Source organism: Chryseobacterium oncorhynchi, assembly GCF_002899895.1.
Lineage (GTDB): Bacteria > Bacteroidota > Bacteroidia > Flavobacteriales > Weeksellaceae > Chryseobacterium > Chryseobacterium oncorhynchi.
This window is the reverse complement of record NZ_PPEI02000001.1, coordinates 447,756-468,020: the sequence shown is the minus strand read 5'-3', so window position 1 is coordinate 468,020 and position 20,265 is coordinate 447,756. Positions and strand designations below refer to the sequence as shown.

At 35.3% G+C, this 20,265-nt stretch carries 18 protein-coding genes; 13 read left to right on the top strand and 5 right to left on the bottom strand.

Going from position 1 to position 20,265, the window contains the following annotated elements:
• Positions 1-55: 55 nt before the first annotated feature.
• Positions 56-412, bottom strand: coding sequence for a hypothetical protein (locus C1638_RS02225; RefSeq protein WP_109617798.1), 357 nt, complete (start codon positions 410-412; stop codon positions 56-58).
• Positions 413-554: 142 nt separating this feature from the next.
• Here C1638_RS02225 and C1638_RS02220 point away from each other — a divergent pair, with 142 nt between their 5' ends.
• Positions 555-806: a DUF1294 domain-containing protein gene (locus C1638_RS02220; RefSeq protein WP_109617796.1), complete on the top strand. Its 252-nt coding sequence runs from the start codon at positions 555-557 to the stop codon at positions 804-806.
• 35 nt (positions 807-841) lie between these two features.
• Here the strand turns inward: C1638_RS02220 and C1638_RS02215 are convergent, their stop codons facing one another.
• The gene (locus tag C1638_RS02215) at positions 842-2,494 is read right to left on the bottom strand and encodes a hypothetical protein (protein ID WP_123838309.1); all 1,653 of its coding nucleotides are present in this window, start codon (positions 2,492-2,494) and stop codon (positions 842-844) included.
• A gap of 214 nt (positions 2,495-2,708) precedes the next feature.
• Here C1638_RS02215 and typA point away from each other — a divergent pair, with 214 nt between their 5' ends.
• From typA to ychF, 4 genes are all read left to right on the top strand, one after another.
• Entirely contained in the window at positions 2,709-4,514 is a 1,806-nt protein-coding gene (gene typA / locus C1638_RS02210; protein WP_076351471.1) for a translational GTPase TypA, read from the top strand.
• A 141-nt stretch (positions 4,515-4,655) separates the two neighbouring features.
• On the top strand, positions 4,656-6,266 hold the full coding sequence (locus tag C1638_RS02205) for a glycoside hydrolase family 10-like protein (RefSeq protein WP_109617793.1): 1,611 nt from the start codon (positions 4,656-4,658) through the stop codon (positions 6,264-6,266).
• A gap of 315 nt (positions 6,267-6,581) precedes the next feature.
• Positions 6,582-7,133 (top strand): ferritin, encoded by a 552-nt coding sequence (locus C1638_RS02200; RefSeq protein ID WP_109617791.1) that lies wholly within the window; start codon positions 6,582-6,584, stop codon positions 7,131-7,133.
• A 199-nt stretch (positions 7,134-7,332) separates the two neighbouring features.
• Entirely contained in the window at positions 7,333-8,424 is a 1,092-nt protein-coding gene (gene ychF, locus C1638_RS02195; RefSeq protein ID WP_109617788.1) for a redox-regulated ATPase YchF, read from the top strand.
• Between the two features lie 160 nt (positions 8,425-8,584).
• Here ychF and C1638_RS02190 read toward each other — a convergent pair whose 3' ends face one another.
• The gene (locus C1638_RS02190) at positions 8,585-8,761 is read right to left on the bottom strand and encodes a bacteriocin (protein ID WP_109617786.1); all 177 of its coding nucleotides are present in this window, start codon (positions 8,759-8,761) and stop codon (positions 8,585-8,587) included.
• Between the two features lie 146 nt (positions 8,762-8,907).
• On the opposite strand from C1638_RS02190, the gene C1638_RS02185 reads away from it, so the two are divergent.
• Together C1638_RS02185 and C1638_RS02180 are read left to right on the top strand one after the other, a co-directional pair.
• Complete coding sequence (locus C1638_RS02185) at positions 8,908-9,846, top strand: helix-turn-helix domain-containing protein (RefSeq protein WP_109617784.1); 939 nt, start codon at positions 8,908-8,910, stop codon at positions 9,844-9,846.
• Between the two features lie 90 nt (positions 9,847-9,936).
• On the top strand, positions 9,937-10,701 hold the full coding sequence (locus tag C1638_RS02180) for an SDR family NAD(P)-dependent oxidoreductase (protein ID WP_109617782.1): 765 nt from the start codon (positions 9,937-9,939) through the stop codon (positions 10,699-10,701).
• Between the two features lie 82 nt (positions 10,702-10,783).
• On the opposite strand, the gene C1638_RS02175 is transcribed toward C1638_RS02180, so the two are convergent.
• Positions 10,784-10,993, bottom strand: coding sequence for a hypothetical protein (locus C1638_RS02175; RefSeq protein ID WP_109617780.1), 210 nt, complete (start codon positions 10,991-10,993; stop codon positions 10,784-10,786).
• Positions 10,994-11,155: 162 nt separating this feature from the next.
• Positions 11,156-12,304, bottom strand: a complete 1,149-nt coding sequence (locus tag C1638_RS02170) for a methionine aminotransferase (protein WP_109617778.1) — start codon at positions 12,302-12,304, stop codon at positions 11,156-11,158.
• Positions 12,305-12,610: 306 nt separating this feature from the next.
• On the opposite strand from C1638_RS02170, the gene C1638_RS02165 reads away from it, so the two are divergent.
• From C1638_RS02165 to C1638_RS02140, 6 genes are all read left to right on the top strand, one after another.
• The gene (locus C1638_RS02165; RefSeq protein ID WP_109619045.1) at positions 12,611-13,150 is read left to right on the top strand and encodes a DUF2867 domain-containing protein; all 540 of its coding nucleotides are present in this window, start codon (positions 12,611-12,613) and stop codon (positions 13,148-13,150) included.
• 222 nt (positions 13,151-13,372) lie between these two features.
• Entirely contained in the window at positions 13,373-15,262 is a 1,890-nt protein-coding gene (locus C1638_RS02160) for a DNA topoisomerase IV subunit B (protein ID WP_109617776.1), read from the top strand.
• An 82-nt stretch (positions 15,263-15,344) separates the two neighbouring features.
• Entirely contained in the window at positions 15,345-15,761 is a 417-nt protein-coding gene (locus C1638_RS02155; protein ID WP_109617774.1) for a hypothetical protein, read from the top strand.
• A gap of 8 nt (positions 15,762-15,769) precedes the next feature.
• Positions 15,770-18,361 (top strand): DNA gyrase/topoisomerase IV subunit A, encoded by a 2,592-nt coding sequence (locus tag C1638_RS02150; protein ID WP_109617772.1) that lies wholly within the window; start codon positions 15,770-15,772, stop codon positions 18,359-18,361.
• 55 nt (positions 18,362-18,416) lie between these two features.
• Positions 18,417-19,058, top strand: a complete 642-nt coding sequence (locus tag C1638_RS02145; RefSeq protein WP_109617770.1) for a rhomboid family intramembrane serine protease — start codon at positions 18,417-18,419, stop codon at positions 19,056-19,058.
• Between the two features lie 30 nt (positions 19,059-19,088).
• The gene (locus C1638_RS02140) at positions 19,089-20,177 is read left to right on the top strand and encodes a helix-turn-helix domain-containing protein (RefSeq protein WP_109617768.1); all 1,089 of its coding nucleotides are present in this window, start codon (positions 19,089-19,091) and stop codon (positions 20,175-20,177) included.
• The last annotated feature ends 88 nt before the right edge of the window (positions 20,178-20,265 follow it).

Sequence of the window (20,265 nt, the reverse complement as noted above, 5' to 3'; positions counted from 1 at the left end):
CTCCCAAGATCACTTTTTTTTGTTGGGATTACTTACTTTAAATTAGGCAAAGCAATTAATTCAACTCCCATGAATTCTGAATACGTACACAGTATTCAGTTCCCAGATATAGAGGATTACCATATTTTTCAGACCAGAATCCGTCCAATATATTTTGGTTTAGACAGCGGTATACCGCAACACCTTTATAGATTTTATGATCATCATCTTTGTAATTAAAATTAAGTACTAAAATATGATCTTTATAAAACCCGGTTCCGTTCTGAATATGATCACCAATCGTCCATTGGGCAATAATACGGGCATTTTCATCAACAGATAAGACTAATGTACCTTGATAAGAAGCTTGGTCAGACTCTTCCTGATTGCTTCCTTTAATAGAATAAGTTCCTGCCAAATCATATACTGTCATTGATGCACTTTTTATGGGTAACAAATTTAAAAAATCTTATTTTGATAAATACTACAAATTATTTGTAACCAACAATACTTTAAATTCTAAACTTTTTCTATAATCAAATTAAACTTTACTTTTGCAGCAAATTAAATGTAAAATGATTCCTTTTCTATTGATTGTTAACCTTATTACATTCGGAGTTTTTGGGTTTGATAAACTGCAGGCCAAAAGACATCAATGGAGGATTTCCGAAAACGTTCTTTTAGCATTTTCGTTAATAGGGCTTGCAGGTGCTGCTTTCGGAATGGTGATCTTTAATCATAAGGTTTCCAAAAAATCATTTCTGGTTAAATTTTTTTTGGTAGTATTGATTGATGTTGTACTACTGTATAGGCTTATAAGACATTAGTATAACAAAAAACACCTCAAAAGAGGTGTCTTTTATTAAACAATAAGCTGAACATTTCCCTGAATGATATAGCTTAGATTAGGTTCGTTAAATCCGACTATTTTAATGACCAGAAATCCGTTTTCGTTTTCGATCGAAGTGGTCTGTGAATTTCCAACATCTTTGATTGATAGGTTTTTGCCGAAAATATCCCCATAAAACCATCTGCCTAAGGAATAGGTCGCTACATAAATATTAAACTTTACAAACATCATATAGTCTTGAAATTTAATCTTGGTTTTGATTTTGATTCCAAAATTAGAAGGATTATTTCCAATCAGCTCATGGGTACAATCTGGAATGTGACCGGCCTTCCCATCACCGACATCGCCACTTCTTGTCACCGGAATAACACCGAATTGTCTTTTCACGTTGCCTATGGCTTTCGTATGGGTATCTTTAATCTGTCCATAAGAAGATATAATGTTAAAATCTCCTACGATCCAGTTTGGAGGAAGCTCTCCATCTCTATCGAAAGTAGGAAGTGAGTAATGAATATAGTTTCTAGGTTGGGAAATATCCATTAAACCATTATACGTATTGTAGCCGATTGTTACCCCATTTTGATCTTTAACTGGAAGAATACCACCTATATTTACAATGGTATTGTTTTTCCATTCACCAGTGATTTCACCATTAATACCTTCTGAAACAGGAGCCTTCACTCCAATCAGAGGTTTATCAACATAATTAAAATAACCTCCGGTGATTTCAAAATTACCATATTTAACATCGGATAAATCAATGGCATTAAATATTGCTTCTGCATATATTCCTTTGATGATAATACCTAAACAATCATCTTTGAATTTGAATCCGGTCTGTCCTCCTTCTACAGTTGGTGAGATTAGTGTTGTAGCGGTAGTTCCTCCCTGAAATAAGAACCCGAAATCTTTGGTTGCTGATACTCTTTCCAATAAAAGTGCATTACTCTGCCCTAAAAATTGATAAGCATATTGGTCACTATTTGCACCAGAAGACATAACATTTTTAATGGAAGTATAAAAACAGTTTAAAAATTTCCAGGAAACATCACAGTTTGTAAACTTAATGTTTTCTAAGCTTGAACCATGACAAAAATTAAAGAAATCTAAGCCTACGGCACACGTTTCAAAATTAGCGTCTTTTATTTGTGAGAAGGTAATTACTTGTGTATCTGCTTCAGTTTGATGGTTACTTGTTAAAGTACCATCTAGCAGATAGGCCGTTTTGATAATAGTATTAGTCTTATTTCCTTTAAAAGTAGCACCATTACAATGAAAGCTTACTTTATTAGTGATAAATATTGAACCTGAAACTAAATATATATTATTTCCATTAAAGTTTAAAACACCTCCGCCAATTTTAGTTAAATATAAAACAGCTTTGTTAATACTTTCCGTATCATCTGTAATCTTATTACCTTTTGCTCCGAAAATACCTACATCTAGAGGCTCACTGCTTTCTGAAACAGTCTTATTCAAATAATAAACTCCATTTCGGTTTCTATATACAATTCCATCTGGGTCAATGACTTGTCCATTTAGGTCAGTGACTTGTAGAACTTGCTCATAGATGTGAGTTGCATAAGTAAATTCATCAATAAGTTCTATTCTGGCTGTATTGGCAATAGTGCTTGAAGATGAAAAAAATTCATTGGTAAAAATCATAAACTTTGTTTTTGGTGTAAAAAAAAATGTTTCCTGCAGGAAAACTACTGAGGCAAAGATAAATGCATGCAACGACAGAACTTGACGCATAATATTTTATCCAGCTTTTTTGAAGGAATTATCTAAATTTCTCATTATGAAATTGTTAAATATTACATAAAGATTTTAATTAATTCATTTTAAATCACTATTTTTGCACCCGTAAAAATCCTATATGCAAAACATTAGAAATATTGCGATTATCGCACACGTTGACCACGGGAAGACGACTTTGGTTGACAAAATCATTCACGCTACCAATATTTTCAGAGAGAATCAGGAGAGTGGAGAATTAATTATGGATAACAATGATCTTGAAAGAGAAAGAGGGATCACCATCTTATCCAAGAATATTTCTGTTACCTATAAAGACACAAAAATTAACGTAATTGATACTCCTGGTCACGCGGATTTCGGTGGGGAAGTAGAAAGAGTATTAAAAATGGCTGACGGAGTTATTTTGTTGGTGGATGCGTTCGAAGGACCAATGCCACAAACAAGATTCGTACTTCAAAAAGCTTTGGAATTAGGTCTTAGACCATTAGTTGTTATCAATAAAGTAGATAAACCAAACTGTCGTCCGGACGAAGTTCACGATCAGGTATTTGATTTATTCTTCAACCTTGAAGCTACTGAAGAGCAGTTGGATTTCCCAACTTTCTATGGTTCTTCTAAGCAAGGTTGGTTCAATACTTCATTAGAACAAACTGAAGATATTTTACCATTATTAGATGGGATTTTACAATATGTTCCTGAACCAAAGGTAACTGAAGGAAACCTTCAGATGCAGATTACTTCTTTAGATTTCTCTTCTTTCTTAGGAAGAATTGCAATCGGAAAAGTAACAAGAGGAGAGCTTAAAGAATCTCAGTGGATTGGTTTAGCTCAGGCAGACGGTAAAGTTGTAAAAGGAAAAGTAAAAGAACTTTACGTTTTCGAAGGATTAGGAAAGAAAAAAGTAACTGAAGTACAAGCTGGAGATATCTGTGCTGTAGTAGGTTTTGATGCTTTCCAGATTGGAGATTCATTCGTAGATCTTGAAAATCCTGAACCATTGGAAAGAACTGCAATTGATGAGCCTACATTGAACATGACGTTCTCTATCAACAATTCACCTTTCTTCGGTAAAGATGGTAAATATGTAACATCTAATCACCTGAAAGAAAGATTAACAAAAGAATTAGAGAAAAACTTAGCATTAAGAGTTCAACAAACTGATGATGCAAATACTTTCCTAGTTTTCGGTAGAGGTATTCTTCACTTATCTGTTTTGATCGAAACAATGAGAAGAGAAGGGTATGAAATGACAATTGGTCAGCCACAGGTTATCCTAAGAGAAATTGATGGTGAAAAATGTGAGCCTTATGAATCTTTAGTAGTAGATGTTCCTGAAGAATATGCTTCAAGAGTTATCGATTTAGCTACTCAAAGAAAAGGAGATCTTCACATTATGGAAACTAAAGGTGAAATGCAGCACATGGAATTCGAAATTCCTTCAAGAGGTTTGATCGGATTACGTTCTCAAATGTTGACAGCTACTGCAGGTGAAGCTATTATGGCACACCGTTTCACAGAATATAAGCCTTTCAAAGGTGCTATTCCTGGAAGAAATAATGGAGTATTAATCAGCAAGACTCAAGGTCCAGCTACAGAATATTCTATCGCTAAACTACAGGACAGAGGTAAGTTCTTTGTTGATCCGGGTGAGGAAATCTATGCAGGGATGATCATTGGTGAACAAAACAAACCAGGAGACTTGGTAGTAAACATCGTAGAAGCAAAACAGTTGAACAACATGAGAGCTTCTGGAAAAGATAAAGACACAGGTGTTGCTCCGAAAATCTTATTCTCTCTTGAAGAATGTATGGAATATATCCAAGGTGATGAAGCTATTGAGGTAACTCCAAACTTCATCAGAATGAGAAAGAAAATCCTTTCTGAAGAAGAAAGAAAAAGAGTTGAAAGATCAGCTAAAGCTTAATAGCTTCTGATTTGAAACTGTTATCATATAGAAAAGCCTCGAATTTTTCGAGGCTTTTTTTCTAAATAATCGGAAAAATTGTTTATTTTTTCAGATGAAAATCCAAAATATCAAAATATAATTTAAAGTAGTTTTGTGACTATGAGAATGAATAAATTAAAACTTATCGTTTTATTAGGAGTTTTTGCGTCTTACAGTACCTCATGTTCAGTTCAGAATAATGTAGCAAAGACCCCTCCCGTTAAAAATACAACAAAACCAAACACCAATACAACCCAACCTAAACCTCCTGTAGTAACTAAGCCAACAACAGGAACCGCTCAAGCAGAAGAAACTTTCAGAACCAATCTTCCGGAAATCAAAAGAGAATTCCGTGGAGCATGGATCGCCAGTGTAGCCAATATCAACTGGCCTTCAAGAAACGATCTTACAGTAGAGCAACAAAAAGCAGAAGCCATCAATATGCTGGATATGTTGAAGAACAATAACTTCAATGCAGCTATCTTTCAGATCAGACCCTCTGCAGATGCTTTATATACAAGTAATATTGAACCTTGGTCGTACTTTTTAACAGGAGAAACAGGAAAAGCTCCTTATCCTAATTATGATCCACTTCAGTTTTGGATTGAAGAATCCCACAAAAGAGGGTTGGAGCTGCATGTTTGGTTAAATCCTTATCGTGCTCACCATACCAACGGAGGTTCAGTGACAAAGCTGTCAATGGCTAATACACTTTCTGATATTGTAGTAAGATTAAAGAACGGAATGTATTGGTTTGATCCGGCAAATCCAAAAACACAAGGACATGTTTCCAATGTAGTAAAGGATATTGTAAAAAGATATGACATTGACGCCATTCACTTTGATGATTACTTCTATCCATATGCAACCTATAACAAAGGTGCCGATTTCCCTGACCACGCAAGTTGGAATACATACGTAAGCAATGGTGGGAGCTTATCAAGAGCAGATTGGAGAAGAGATAACGTTAATAAATTTGTAGAGCGTATCTATAAAGAAATTCATGCAGAGAAAAATAATGTAAGATTCGGAATCAGTCCCTTTGGAATCTGGAAGCCGGGTTATCCTGCAGGAGTTGTGGGATCTTCACAGTATGACGAGCTATATGCAGATGCTAAATTATGGTTAAACAAAGGATGGGTAGATTATTTCTCTCCACAATTATATTGGCCGATTGATTCAAAAGGACAGGCATTTGAATCATTGTTAAACTGGTGGCAGTCTGAAAATACAATGAAGAGACACCTATGGCCAGGCTTAAATACAGTTGAAATTAAAGTATCTGACCGTCCTACAGAAATTAAGAACCAAATTGAAATCTCCAGAAAAATCCTGAAAAATGATGCCGGAGAAATTCACTGGAGTATTGCCGGACTTACAAAAAATCCAGGAATGCTTCCTACTTTGAAAAGTGGTCCGTATAATGAAAAGGCATTAATTCCTAAATCCCCATGGATTAAGGCTGTGCCATTGCAAACACCAACATTGTTCATCACGGATAATGGAAGTTCTGCACAGGTAAGCTGGAGTACAAAAAATGTAGCTGACGTTTTCCAATGGGTGCTTTTTACCCAGTATAACGGAGAGTGGCAGACTGAGATTTTAACGCTGGATACTCTTTCAAAAGACGTTCCTAAGTCAAAAGATGGAAAAAAGCTAAATGGAGTAGCCATTAAAGCCATTGATAGATTAGGAAATGAAAGTGATTACATGGCAAAGAAGATCAGATAAAATAAAATTAAAATAAAGATGATGTTTTAAAGCAGACATCATCAGAATTTTTAAATAAATAAAAAGGGTTTAACGTAAAGTTGAGCCCTTTTTTTATGGATGCAAAATATAAATAGTTTATTTATAGTGTTTTATTATTGTTCAAAAAATAATAATATATAGAAATATAATATTTTAGAATAACTATAAATTATTATACTAAGTTTATTAGAACCAGTAAATTAAATTTTATTCTCGTTTCATTTTATGTAAATCAGAAACCTAAGCGGAACCATTTTTGTATGAATAATCTCATAATCACCAAAATATAACATTATGAATACTAACAGACTTTCCGCAAAAGTGGAAAAAGCACTTAGTGACCAGATGAACAAGGAGATTCATGCATCACACATTTTTTTATCTTATGGAATTTGGGCAGACGATAAAGGTTACCAAGGAATTGCCAATTTTCTGTATAGACACTCCCAGGAAGAAAGAAACCACTCAATCAAGTTCATGGAGTACATTTTAAACAGAGGTGGAAAGCCTAAAGTTAATGCCATTCCTGCACCCCCGGCTGATCCGGAATCACTTACAGCTTGCTTTGATGGGGTTTTTAAACATGAAGTAGACAATACAACAGCGATCTACAAAATAGTAGATCTTTCCATGGCCGAAAAAGACTGGGCAACATGGAACTTTATGCAATGGTTTGTTCAGGAACAGATTGAAGAAGAGACCCTTGCTCACAACTTAATTGATAAATTGAAAATTGCAGGTGGCGATCGTGCAACAGACGAATCCTTATTTACCTTAGATAAAGCTTTACAGGAAGCACCGAATGATGTTCCTCTGGCTCAGGAGGCTACAGGAGATCATCCATAAAAACAATAAATAAAACCAAAACCGTTTGAGAATCTGTCAGAATACTGGCAGATTTTTTTATTATGAAACTCCCTTTAATTTCACTATCTTTGCACGCTGAAAGTTAAAGGCTCGATAATTTTAAGTGAAAAGAAGCAATTCTTTTAAACTCTAAATATTGAACTTTAGCCCCTAAACCTTAAACTTTGAATTTTACAATATGAAATGTGGAATCGTAGGCCTGCCGAATGTAGGTAAATCAACACTTTTTAACTGTTTGAGTAATGCAAAAGCTCAATCAGCAAACTATCCTTTCTGTACTATTGAACCTAATCTTGGAACGGTTTCCGTACCAGATCAGAGATTATTTGAATTGGAAAAAATAGTAAAACCGGAAAGAGTTTTACCGGCTGTAGTTGAAATCGTTGATATTGCAGGTCTTGTAAAGGGAGCCAGCAAAGGAGAAGGATTGGGGAACCAGTTCTTAGCTAATATCCGTGAGTGTGAAGCAATCATCCATGTTTTGAGATGTTTTGATAACGGAAATATCATTCACGTTGAGGGTTCAGTAGATCCATTAAGAGATAAAGAAATTATTGATATCGAATTACAACTGAAAGACCTTGAAACAGTAGGAAAAGCAGTTGAAAAAGCTAAAAAATTCATCAAGTCTGGTAAGAAAGAAGATCTTTTAACTTACGAGATCCTTCAAAATCTGCAGAAATTCCTTGAAGATGGGAAGAATGCTAGAGAATTTGCAGTAGATGACTTTGCAAAATCAATCATTGGTGAAGTTCAGCTTTTAACCAATAAACCTGTACTTTACGTTTGTAATGTAGATGAAAACTCTATTAAAAACGGAAATGACTGGATTGGAAAGATCGAAGAAATGGCTAAAAATGAAGGCGCTGAAGTTGTAGTTTTGGCGGCTCAGATTGAAGCTGATATCAATGAACTGGAAACTTTCGAAGAAAGAGAGATTTTCCTTGAAGAGCTAGGTCTTACAGAACCTGGAGTAAACCGTTTGATCAGAAAAGCTTACGATTTATTAAAGCTTCAGACTTACTTTACAGCAGGTGTTAAAGAAGTAAGAGCATGGACTATCGGACAAGGATGGACGGCTCCTCAGGCAGCTGGTGTAATCCACACAGACTTTGAAAAAGGATTCATCCGTGCAGAAGTTATCAAGTATGATGACTATATGACGTATGGTTCTGAAGTAAAGATCAAAGAAGCTGGAAAACTTTCTGTAGAAGGTAAAGAATATGTGGTTCAGGATGGTGACATCATGCACTTCAGATTCAACGTATAAAAGAGAAAATATTAAAGTTAGTTTATAAAAAAGCGCTTCCATGAATTTGGGGGCGTTTTTTGCCTTTTAGTATATAAACAAGTAGTGTAAAGGAAATACTTTTTGATGATTAATATAATAGCTTCCTAATGTTAGAAAGCTATTTTTTTTGTTGTACTATTTAATCAAATGGAAATGGGAGTTCCGGAACATATTTGCACTCTCGCTCTGCACAACTACTTCCGGTCATTCTGCAACGGCCTGTAGTGAGATCAATACATCTGGCTAATCCGCCGGTAATGGTTTTCAACTCTTTTTTGTTCAGCTTTTTGCCGATCTGTGAAATTTGAATTCTCATTGGTTTGGTTTTTAATGTGTTAACTATTACTAAAATAGGGAAATATTTTAATATATATCACTGAATATAGAAAAAACAAGATAGTATTTTATTTTCATTTCATTAAAAATCAACTTTGTATATTTGAATTTTACAAAATATCTATCATGGAAAAAATAGCCCATTCCTCACTGGAAGACTTTTATAGGGAGATGACTGCCAAGCTGGGTAAGAATCTTGAGGACATCTTTCCAAAAGGTCTTCATAAGGACATTGGACATTTTAATGTATTTGATATCGCACAAACGATCGAAAGGGTAAAGACTACCTCAGAAATGCCTTATAACAGGAGGAAATACTATAAGATTAGCCTGATCAGAGGAAATAATCGGGCAGAATATGCAGATAAAGTAATATCCATCAAGCAGAACGCCCTGTTGTTTGCTACACCAAAGGTTCCTTATCATTGGATCCCTGAAGATCATGAGCAGTCTGGAAGTTTCTGTGTATTTACTGAGGATTTTCTCATCAAGGATAGGTCTTACAATGGCTTAGAGAATCTGCCAATCTTTCAGCCGGGAGGTATTCCTGTATTTGAAATTGATGATGAGCTGGCGGATGAAATAGGTTTGCTCTTTAAAAAAATTAAAAAGGAAATTGATTCAGACTATGTATTTAAATATGATCTGATTAGAAACTATGTATTGGAATTGATCCATTATGGACAAAAACTGCAGCCGGCCACAAAAATTTCTACTTCCAATGATGCTTCCCTCAGGGTAGTTTCCTTATTCATTGAATTGTTGGAGAGACAGTTTCCCATTGAATCTCTGGAGCAGAGACTTCAGTTGAAAACGGCAAAGGATTATGCAGAAAGACTGGCTGTACACATTAATTATTTGAATAAAAAATTAAAAGAAAGTACAGGGAAAACCACAACAGAATTTATTGGAGATCGTATCATTCAGGAAGCGAAAATACTCTTAAAACAAACCCAATGGAATGTCTCTGAGATATCCTATGCGCTGGGTTTTGAGGAAATAGCCCATTTTTCAAACTTCTTTAAAAGAAAAACATCATACACACCCTTGGAATTTCGGTCGTGATTTGAATTTTGCAAATTTCAGATTGATTCAAGCAAACAAATCCTGTAGAAAATATACCAACTTTGTATCATCAAAATAATCAAAATAAAAATGGACACAAGAACAAAAATTGCATTGATAACAGGAGCTAATCGTGGATTGGGTAAAAATTCTGCCCTTAAGATTGCCGAAAAAGGATTAGACGTCATCATTACTTATAGAGGCAATGAAGAAGAAGCTAAAGCTGTTGTTAATGAAATAAAAGGTATGGGAAGAAATGCTGTTGCATTCCAATTGGATACAAAAGATCATAAAAGTTTTAATGCTTTTGTAAAAAATGTTACAGATCATTTGCAAGAGACAACAGGAAGTTCCAATATTGATTACCTAGTCAATAATGCAGGAACGGCTTTGTATTCACCCATTACAGAAGTTACAGAGGAACAGCTTGATGATATGGTGGATATCCACTTTAAAGGAGTATTCTTTTTAACCCAAAAACTATTGCCTTTCATTAATGATGGCGGTGGGATCGTTAATATTTCCTCAGGATTGGCAAGGTTTGCGACTCCGGGATCTTCTGTTTATGGTTCTATTAAAGCAGGAGTAGAAATGCTGACGAAGTATATGGCTAAAGAGTTGGGTTCAAGAAAGATTAAAGCGAATGTAGTAGCACCGGGAGCTATTGAAACTGATTTCGGAGGCGGAAGAGTAAGAGATAATAAAGAGATCAATACTGTGGTAGCAGGCGCTACGGCTCTAGGGAGAGTAGGCCTTCCGGATGATATTGGTGGAGTAGTGTCCTTTTTATGTACTGAGGATGCCGGCTGGATCAACGGGCAGAGGATAGAAGTTTCAGGAGGAATGTTTTTATAGAATATTCTTAGCTATTGATTTTGTCTTTCCTAAAAAATAGAAGAACCAACCGTATCAGGTTGGTTCTTTTTATGATAGTCTATTATAAGCTTCCGGGATCAGGAAAAATCACAGGGCCATCAGGATCGATGGGCTCTAAAGGTACGGGTAGCTGACATTTATCTTCCATACATCCTGGTCCTATAGATTTGCAGGATCCGGAAGAGGTTGTGCATCTTACATTGCCATTACCACCGCTAATTACTCTCAGTTCACTCTTTGTTAATTTTTTTCCTTTGTTTAAATTTTTCATGGTTTTAGTTTTAGATAAGTTAATCAGATATGATTAATGAAATTTTACTTTTCATAACTCTGATTTTTAATACGTTAATATTACGAATATATGAAAAGTTTCAATAGTAAATCACCTATTGAAGATAAAATATAAATATAATATCCGGTTATTGTTTTTTTACTAAACCTTTGAAAGATTCTCAATAGCTTTTTCCAAAGTCTCCTGTTTTTTAGCAAAACACAATCGGATTACATTTTCATTGATTTTGTTTTTATAAAAAGAAGAAAATGGGACAGTTGCTACTTTATGATTGATCGTTAATTCAGTAGCAAAATCAAAATCATTTTTATCAGAAATTTTATTGTATTTCAACGCTTGAAAATAAGTTCCCTCACAATCCAGCAGTTCAAAAGACGTTCCGCTCAGCCCTTTTCTTAAAAAGTCTCTTTTCTCTTGGAAAAATTGATTAAGATGGGTATAATGTTCATCATTTTTCATGTATTCCGCCAGTGCAAGCTGAATAGGTGTATTTACACAGAAAACATTGAATTGATGCACCTTTCGGAATTCATCCGTTAAAATTTTTGGAGCAGCACAATAGCCAACTTTCCAGCCCGTAACGTGGAAGAGCTTTCCAAATGAGGCAACTAGAAGACTTCTTTCTCTAAGTTCGGGATATTTACAGATACTTAAATGCTGCTTTCCGTCAAAAACAATATTTTCATAAACTTCATCACTTAAAATAAGAATAGAAGTTCCTTTTACCAATTGAATCAGTTCCTGAATGTCTTTTTCCGTTAATATTTTTCCGGATGGATTGTTGGGATTATTGAGGATGATCATTTTGGTTCTCTCACTAATCAGCCCTTTTACAGCAGTCCAGTCAATTTGATAATCGGGAGCTTTCATTTCAAATCGTTTCACAATACCACCGAAAAGCTCAACGGTAGGCTCATAGCAATCATAAGCAGGTTCAAAGATAATCACTTCATCTTCTTTCTTGATAAAAGCAGCAATTGCGGTGAAAATAGCCTGGGTTCCTCCTGCTGTAATGGTTATTTCCGAATCAGGATGATAGGTTGTTTGATGGCTGTTTTCAATCTTTCTTGCAATTTCCTCTTTCAAAGCAATCATTCCTCCTAGCGGGGCATACTGGTTGAAGCCTTTCTTGATAAAATGATCTACATAATTCAGGAGTTCGGGATCAGGCATGAAGTCAGGAAACCCTTGTGATAAGTTGATGGCTTCATTTTCATTGGCCAGCTGCGTCATTTGGCTGAAAATAGTAGTTCCTACATTGGAAAGTTTAGATAAAGGAAGTTGTATCATAAAAACGATTTTATGAACCCGAATTTAATGAAATATTTAAAACCTTTTTGAATTTGTTGGAGAATTTCAGAAAGCTTGGGACTAAGGTTGAAAAAAAGATTAAACATTTTAAGACTAAAATATAAAAAAGCGGGTATAAAAGATGGAAATCTGCCAGCTCTGCAAACCAGCAAAGTTTTTCAATAACGGTTATGTAGAAAATATGATTTTTAAACAATTGTTTAGAAAAGTGTGGCTTTTACTTTTTATTAACTTCAGGTATGCCTACATTTGTTAGACAAATAACCAAGTTAAAACCCAATGAACATGAATATTAAGAAAATTGAACTTCCGGAAAAGTCAGTTTTATCCAGAGAAAAAGAAAGCTTTGATTATATCGATAGTTTTGAAGGAAAATTAGCGGATACAGGCCACAGTATTGATATTACTGAAGTGGGTAAAGTTTTCTTTACAAGCAGTCCAAAATGGGGAAAGAAAATGTTTGCATTTAGAAACAAGATTGTCTCATTATTCGGATTGAAAACGGGTACTGAAACTGACGCTGCGAAAGCTGCTGATCGCTTTACATGTGAGGTAGGTGAACATGTAGGGCTTTTTAAAATATTTGGTAAAACGAATAATGAGATTATTTTGGGAGAAGATGATAAACATCTGGATTTCAGAATCTCTCTTTTATTTGATGAAAATAAGGATCAGAAAGATGCAGGCTTTCTTACAATTTCCACCACCGTAAAATACCATAACTGGCTGGGAGTGCTGTATTTTCTACCTGTTCGTCCTTTTCATAAGCTTATTGTTCCTGCCATGCTGAAGAATATGATAGGTCAGTTGGAGAGCGTGAAGTAGTACTATTTTGATAAATTTCTTTATGGTCTTTACGATTGTCAACAGGTTGTAAAATGAAATAAACCTAGGCAGGAACGCTTACTCATTATTCTTAATTTATTTAAGTCTACTTTTTTGATAGATCAATACGAATTTTAGGATGAATGTTGATAAAAAAATGAACTTTAAAATTCGGATAATTTTGTACAATTTCGTACTTTTGTATGTTTGCTGAAATCATATATGTCACAAGAAATAAATCCAACCTACTCCGAAGATAATATCAGAACCCTCGATTGGCAAGAACATATCCGTTTGCGTCCCGGCATGTACATCGGGAAGCTCGGTGATGGTTCTTCTGCGGATGATGGTATTTACATTTTACTTAAAGAAATTCTGGATAACTCGATAGATGAGTTCAGAATGAGATCCGGAAAAAGAATTGAAATAAAACTGGACGATGGTAAGGTTACCATCCGTGACTTCGGTCGTGGAATCCCGCTGGGAAAAATGGTAGATGCCGTTTCCAAAATGAATACCGGAGGTAAATATGACAGTAAGGCGTTCAAGAAATCTGTCGGACTGAATGGGGTGGGTACGAAAGCGGTAAATGCTCTTTCAGAGTATTTCAAGGTGCGTTCTTTCCGTGACGGAAAGATGAAGGCAGCGGAGTTTTCCCGTGGTATGATTAAAGAAGATTTTGATGAAAAGGAAACTTCTGACAGAAACGGAACTGAAATTTCATTCATTCCTGATGGGGAAATATTCCTGCATTTCAAATATAGAAAAGAGTATATCGAAAGAATGCTCCGTAACTATGCTTATTTGAATCCGGGACTGAAAATTCTTTTCAACGGAGAAACTTATTTTTCTGAAAACGGTCTTAAAGACTTGTTGGAAGAAGAATTAGAAAGCGAGATTCTTTATCCGATTGTTCATTTGAAAGAAGAAGATATTGAGGTTGCAATTACCCATTCTGACAAATCTCAGACAGAAACGTATTTCTCATTCGTAAACGGACAGAATACAACGCAGGGTGGAACACACCTTAATGCTTTCCGTGAAGCGTATGTGAAGACAATTCGTGAGTTTTTTAATAAAAGCTTCGATGCTTCCGATATTAGAAAATCTATTATTGCAGCAATTTCCATTAATGTTGAGGAGCCGGTATTTGAATCTCAGACCAAGACAAAGCTGGGGTCTAATGATATGGGACCTAATGGACCTACCGTAAGAACCTTTATCATTGATTTTCTTAAAAGCAAGCTAGATAACTTCTTACACAAGAATCCTGAAATTGCAGAAGCAATTCAAAGAAAAATATTAATCTCAGAAAGAGAAAGAAAGGAACTTTCCGGAATTCAAAAACTTGCAAGAGAAAGAGCTAAAAAAGTATCTCTGCACAATAAAAAACTTCGTGACTGCAGACAACATTACAATGATCAGAAAGCAGAAAGAAAAGGAGATACACAAATCTTTATCACCGAGGGAGATTCCGCATCAGGATCTATCACAAAGTCCAGAGATGTAGAAACACAGGCTGTATTTTCATTAAAAGGTAAGCCTCTGAACTGCTATGGTCTTACGAAGAAAGTGGTGTACGAAAACGAAGAATTTAACCTTCTTCAGGCTGCTTTAAATATTGAAGAAAGCTTGGAAGACCTAAGATATAATCAGGTAATTATTGCAACCGATGCCGATGTGGATGGAATGCACATTCGTCTATTGATGATTACATTCTTTCTTCAGTTTTTCCCTGATCTGATTAAAAATAACCACCTTTATATTCTTCAGACCCCTTTATTCAGGGTGAGAAACAAAAAAGAAACAAGGTATTGCTATTCAGAAGCAGAAAGAGTAAAAGCACTGAATGATCTTGGTAAAAACCCTGAAATTACCCGATTTAAGGGACTGGGAGAGATTTCTCCGGATGAATTTAAACACTTTATTGGTAAAGACATCCGTTTGGAACCTGTTGTAATAGGAAAAGATCAAACCATAGAACAGCTATTGGAGTTTTATATGGGTAAAAATACCCCAGACAGGCAGGCTTTTATCCTTGAAAACCTAGTGGTAGAAGATGATACGGATATTGATAAAAAACAAATTTTGAATGACGTAGACAGTTTATAGACTGTGACAACATAAGAATCAAATGAGACTAAGTAACCGTAATAAAATATCAATTTATAATTCTTTAAGTACCCTGCTACTCATGATAGTAGTATTTGGAATACTTGGGTTTCTGGCTAATAAATATAGATTTAATGCATTAGGAGATGAGAGTTATTTACTCATTATCATTCCCCTGTTAATGCTGGTTGTTTTTTACCTTAGTGGAAGACAGATCTTTGAATATGACAGTGATGGAGAAGCATTGAATTTTAAAAACAGGAATATTATTCCTTTTTTAAATCCCCCTCTTCATGACGAATTTCCAAAATATAAACTGATAAAATATGATGTAGTCAGTATTTTCTTTATCAAAAGATTATACATTACACTTTCAAGTAAGAATAGTGGTTCCACCATACTGAAGTACCAGATTTCTTATTTGAGCAGAAAAGAAGTAAACGATTTAAAACTCTCTCTGAATAAAGTTGTGAAAGCTAATAAGGAGAAAAAAGATTAATATAACAGATGACGACAGAAGAATATTCGCATGAGGGTGACAGCTTAAAGAAAGTTTCCGGTCTTTATAAAGATTGGTTTCTGGATTATGCTTCCTATGTAATTCTGGATAGGGCTATTCCGTCCGTATATGACGGGTTGAAGCCTGTGCAGCGAAGAATCATGCACTCTATGCGGGAACTGGAGGATGGCCGTTACAATAAGGTAGCCAATATCGTGGGAAATACCATGAAGTATCACCCTCACGGTGATGCCTCCATTACAGACGCCATGGTACAGATTGGTCAGAAAGAACTACTGATAGATACTCAGGGTAACTGGGGGAATATCTATACAGGAGATTCTGCAGCGGCGGCAAGATACATTGAAGCAAGATTGACGCCTTTCGCTCTGGAAGTAGTATTCAATCCTAAAACTACCGAATGGACAAAATCCTATGATGGAAGAAATAATGAACCTATTGATCTTCCGGTTAAGTTTCCATTACTTCTTACCCAGGGTGTAGAAGGAATCGGGGTAGGACTTTCTACAAAGATACTTCCACACAACTTCAATGAACTGATCAACGCATCTATAGCCTATTTAAAAGGAAAGAAATTTGAATTGTATCCGGACTTTTTAACGGCCGGATATCTTGATGTATCTGAATATAATGACGGTCACAGAGGAGGAAAGGTAAGAGCGAGAGCAAGAATTACCCAAACAGACAAACATTTGCTGGTAATTTCTGAACTTCCATATTCCAAAACGACAAGTGATCTTATTGACTCTATTTTAAAGGCCAATGAGAGAGGAAAGATCAAGATCAAAAAAATTGAGGATAATACTTCTGATAAAGTAGAAATTCTGATTCATATTCATAATGATGTTTCTCCGGACAAGACGATTGATGCTTTATATGCATTTACCGACTGTCAAGTGACAATTTCTCCAAATGCATGTGTAATTGTGGGGGACAAGCCTATGTTCCTGAATGTTTCCGAAATTCTGAGAATGAATACGGACCATACGGTTTCATTGCTGGAAAAAGAGCTTGAAATAGAACTTCACGAACTTCAGGAAAGCTGGCATTTTTCATCATTAGAAAGAATCTTCATCGAAAACAGAGTCTATCATGATATCGAAGAGGTGAAAAGCTGGGAAGATGTCCTGAAAACAATTGATGTAGGATTGAAACCTCATACCGGACATCTTTTAAGAGCGGTTACAGAAGAGGATATCTTAAGACTAACAGAAATCAGAATCAAGAGAATTTCAAGATTCGATTTAGATAAATTTAAAGAAAATATTGCCTCTCTTGAGGGTAAAATAGAGCAGGTAAAACACCACCTTGCCAATCTGATCACGTATGCTATTGATTATTATTTAAATATTCAGAAGAAATATGGAAAAGACAAGCAAAGAAAAACCGAGCTTAGGATTTTTGATACCATTGATGCTACTAAGGTTGCTGTTGCCAATGAGAAGTTTTATGCAAACTTTGAAGAAGGCTTTATCGGAACCTCATTGAAAAAAGATCAATATTTATTCGATTGTTCAGATATTGATGATATCATTACTTTCCGAAAAGACGGTAGCATGAAAGTGGTAAAAGTGGAGGCTAAAACATTCATTGGAAAAGATATACTTCACGTTGCTATCTGGAAGAAAAACGACAAGAGAACGGTGTACAACATGATCTACCGCGAAGGAAGAGAGGGGCCGTTTTACATGAAGCGTTTCTCTGTAACAGGAGTAACCAGAAATACAGATTATCCTTTGGCTTCTGATAAAAAAGGTTCAGAAACATTGTACTTTTCTGCCAACCCTAATGGAGAAGCGGAAACAGTAACTGTACTTTTAAAGCCAAACCCAAGAATCAGAAAGAATAAAATGGAAATCAATTTCTCTGAACTTGCCATTAAAGGCCGTGATTCTAAAGGAAATCTGGTGACCAAATATGCTGTGAAGAAAGTAGATATGAAAGAAGAGGGGGTTTCTACACTCGCTCCAAGAAGAATCTGGTTTGATGATACAGTAAGAAGACTGAATGCTGATGCAAGAGGTACATTACTGGGAAGCTTTAAAGGAGATGACAAGATCTTGACGATCAATACCAATGGCGAAGTAAAGCTTGTTTCATTCGATCTGGGGAACCGTTTTGATGATGAATACTTGGTTCTTGAAAAATGGAGACCTGCACAGCCTATTACCTGTATCTATTACGATGGCGAAAAGGATATTTATTTTATCAAGAGATTCCTGTTGGAAAATACGGTTAATTTACAAACCTTTATGCCGTCTGAGCATCCGAAGTCATTCATAGAAAATGTAGTGATATCAAATGATGTTACTGCAGAAATCATTTTTGCAAAAGATAAAGGCAAAGAACGTGATCCGGAAACTATAAATATCGACGAATTCATTGCCGTAAAAGGGATAAAGGCGATCGGAAACCAGTTTACGAAATTTAAGGTAAAAGCTATTAATATTACCATTCCAGAACCTGTAGAAGAAGAACCGGAAGTGTATGAAGAGCCGGAACCAACAGGTGATATGGATGAAGATGGAGGGATCATCGGAGATTTGTTTCAGGGAGACGGAGATAACGAAACTGAATAGAATATATTGAAAAGCAGTTTTCATATTTTCAAGAAAATAAAATAAAAAATACCAGATGAGTATAGTAGTTTTGATTATCATGGCAGTCACATGTATCTTTAGTTACATGGGATTCAACAATACCAGTTTATTTGAAAAATATAAATTCAATGTTGGAGCAATTGCCAACAAAAAAGAATATATAAGACTAATCAGCTCTGCATTTTTGCATGCAGACTTTATGCATTTGTTTTTCAATATGCTTTCCCTATACTTCTTTCAGGGAGTGGTGATCCACTTTTTTGGAGAAATAGGATTTCTAATCATTTACTTTGGATCAATGATTCTGGGTAACCTATTTAGCTTACAGATTTATCAGAAGCAGCCTTGGTATTCCGCAATCGGAGCATCAGGAGCCGTTTCGGGTATTATTTTTGCTTCCATAGCAATGGCCCCGAATGAAATTAGTGTCAACTTTTTACCGGGATGGCTGTTTGGAACCTTGTATTTTGGTTATTCAGTATATATGATGCTGAATCCTAAGCAATGGGATAACCTTGGGCATGCGGCTCACCTTGGAGGTGCCTTTTTCGGACTTGTTTATTCCGTAGTAATGCATCCGCAGCTGGCAATGAGTAACTTGTTCTATCTGGGGGTAATGTCACTTCCTTTAATTTATTTGGGCTATCAGATCTTTGTCAGGAAACGAATAGGATAAAAACTATTTCTAATTAAAATATCAAAACCAATGAACACATCAGAATTTAATAGTTTCATCGTGATACTTATCTATGGTTCATTGGTTTTGCTTTCTTTATTAAAGCTAGCCAACCCTTTAAAAGTTAACAAAAAAGCTAATTTTTGGTTTGGGCTCTTTCTTTTCCTGTGGTCCACATTTTGGATGGACGAGGTGCTTTTCCTGATTACCGGTTCAGTTATTGAATTTCATTCCCTTTTTCTGATAAGATCTATACAATATCTGACCCCGATTTTTTTCTACTTAAGTGTATTGTTCTATACCAACCCGTCTTTTAGGTTTAAAATAACAGATTTTAAATTTCTCCTGCTGCCGGCAGCATTTTTAACCTGTCTTGTATTAGTAAGACTAGGTTATAAGGATCCGTTTGAGTCTTTGGCTGTTATCCTTATTTTAGTTCAGGCATTGTTTTATACAGGACTTTCCTATATTACCATCAGAAAGCATCAACGAAAAATTCAACAGTTTTCCTCCAATACAGAAGGAATTGATCTGAATTGGCTGGAATATATTATTCTGGTGCTTTTTGCCGTGAACATTATCTATGTAATTTATAACCTGTTTTATGATCCAAAATCATTGAACTTCTTTATCAATACAGTTTTTCTCCTTGTTATATACTGTGTTGGTTACTACTCCCTGAAAGAAAAAGAGATTTATCCTCTGGAAGAAAAACAACGGGAAGAACTTATCTCCATTAATGAAGATTCGGATTCAGAAGACGTAAAAAGAAAACTGATTTCTGATGAAGAGTTATTAAAGATTAAAACCCAGCTGGAAAAGATAATGAACACCCAAAAACCTTATCTGGACAGTGAGCTGAACCTTATTAAACTGGCAGAAATGTTATCTGTTTCCACTCATCATTTATCCTATGTAATTAATACAGGTTTCGGAAAAAACTTTTTCCAGTACATCAATGAATTTAGGGTAGAATATGCCAAAAAACTTTTAAAGGAAACGGACAGCAAATTATCAATTTTAGGGATTGCCTATGAATCAGGATTCAATTCCAAAACCTCATTCAATACAACTTTCAAAAAACTGACCGGACAAACTCCTTCTGAGTTCAAAAAATAAGTTCCGATTTATAAAGTTTTACTTTTTATTTGTGTTTAATATGTTGATTTTTAATCAATTGAGTATTCGTTGTGTTTTGATTTAAAAA

Bases quoted from the DNA above. Each gene is read 5' to 3' on its own strand.
- C1638_RS02155 (WP_109617774.1), top strand. From the start codon at position 15,345: ATGATAGTAGTATTTGGAATACTTGGGTTTCTGGCTAATAAATATAGA.
- ychF (WP_109617788.1), top strand. From the start codon at position 7,333: ATGAAATGTGGAATCGTAGGCCTGCCGAATGTAGGTAAATCAACACTT.
- C1638_RS02220 (WP_109617796.1), top strand. From the start codon at position 555: ATGATTCCTTTTCTATTGATTGTTAACCTTATTACATTCGGAGTTTTT.
- C1638_RS02190 (WP_109617786.1), bottom strand. From the start codon at position 8,761: ATGAGAATTCAAATTTCACAGATCGGCAAAAAGCTGAACAAAAAAGAG.
- C1638_RS02205 (WP_109617793.1), top strand. From the start codon at position 4,656: ATGAGAATGAATAAATTAAAACTTATCGTTTTATTAGGAGTTTTTGCG.
- C1638_RS02170 (WP_109617778.1), bottom strand. From the start codon at position 12,304: ATGATACAACTTCCTTTATCTAAACTTTCCAATGTAGGAACTACTATT.
- C1638_RS02180 (WP_109617782.1), top strand. From the start codon at position 9,937: ATGGACACAAGAACAAAAATTGCATTGATAACAGGAGCTAATCGTGGA.
- C1638_RS02185 (WP_109617784.1), top strand. From the start codon at position 8,908: ATGGAAAAAATAGCCCATTCCTCACTGGAAGACTTTTATAGGGAGATG.
- C1638_RS02175 (WP_109617780.1), bottom strand. From the start codon at position 10,993: ATGAAAAATTTAAACAAAGGAAAAAAATTAACAAAGAGTGAACTGAGA.
- C1638_RS02145 (WP_109617770.1), top strand. From the start codon at position 18,417: ATGAGTATAGTAGTTTTGATTATCATGGCAGTCACATGTATCTTTAGT.
- C1638_RS02140 (WP_109617768.1), top strand. From the start codon at position 19,089: ATGAACACATCAGAATTTAATAGTTTCATCGTGATACTTATCTATGGT.
- C1638_RS02200 (WP_109617791.1), top strand. From the start codon at position 6,582: ATGAATACTAACAGACTTTCCGCAAAAGTGGAAAAAGCACTTAGTGAC.
- typA (WP_076351471.1), top strand. From the start codon at position 2,709: ATGCAAAACATTAGAAATATTGCGATTATCGCACACGTTGACCACGGG.
- C1638_RS02215 (WP_123838309.1), bottom strand. From the start codon at position 2,494: ATGATTTTTACCAATGAATTTTTTTCATCTTCAAGCACTATTGCCAAT.
- C1638_RS02150 (WP_109617772.1), top strand. From the start codon at position 15,770: ATGACGACAGAAGAATATTCGCATGAGGGTGACAGCTTAAAGAAAGTT.
- C1638_RS02225 (WP_109617798.1), bottom strand. From the start codon at position 412: ATGACAGTATATGATTTGGCAGGAACTTATTCTATTAAAGGAAGCAAT.
- C1638_RS02160 (WP_109617776.1), top strand. From the start codon at position 13,373: ATGTCACAAGAAATAAATCCAACCTACTCCGAAGATAATATCAGAACC.
- C1638_RS02165 (WP_109619045.1), top strand. From the start codon at position 12,611: ATGAATATTAAGAAAATTGAACTTCCGGAAAAGTCAGTTTTATCCAGA.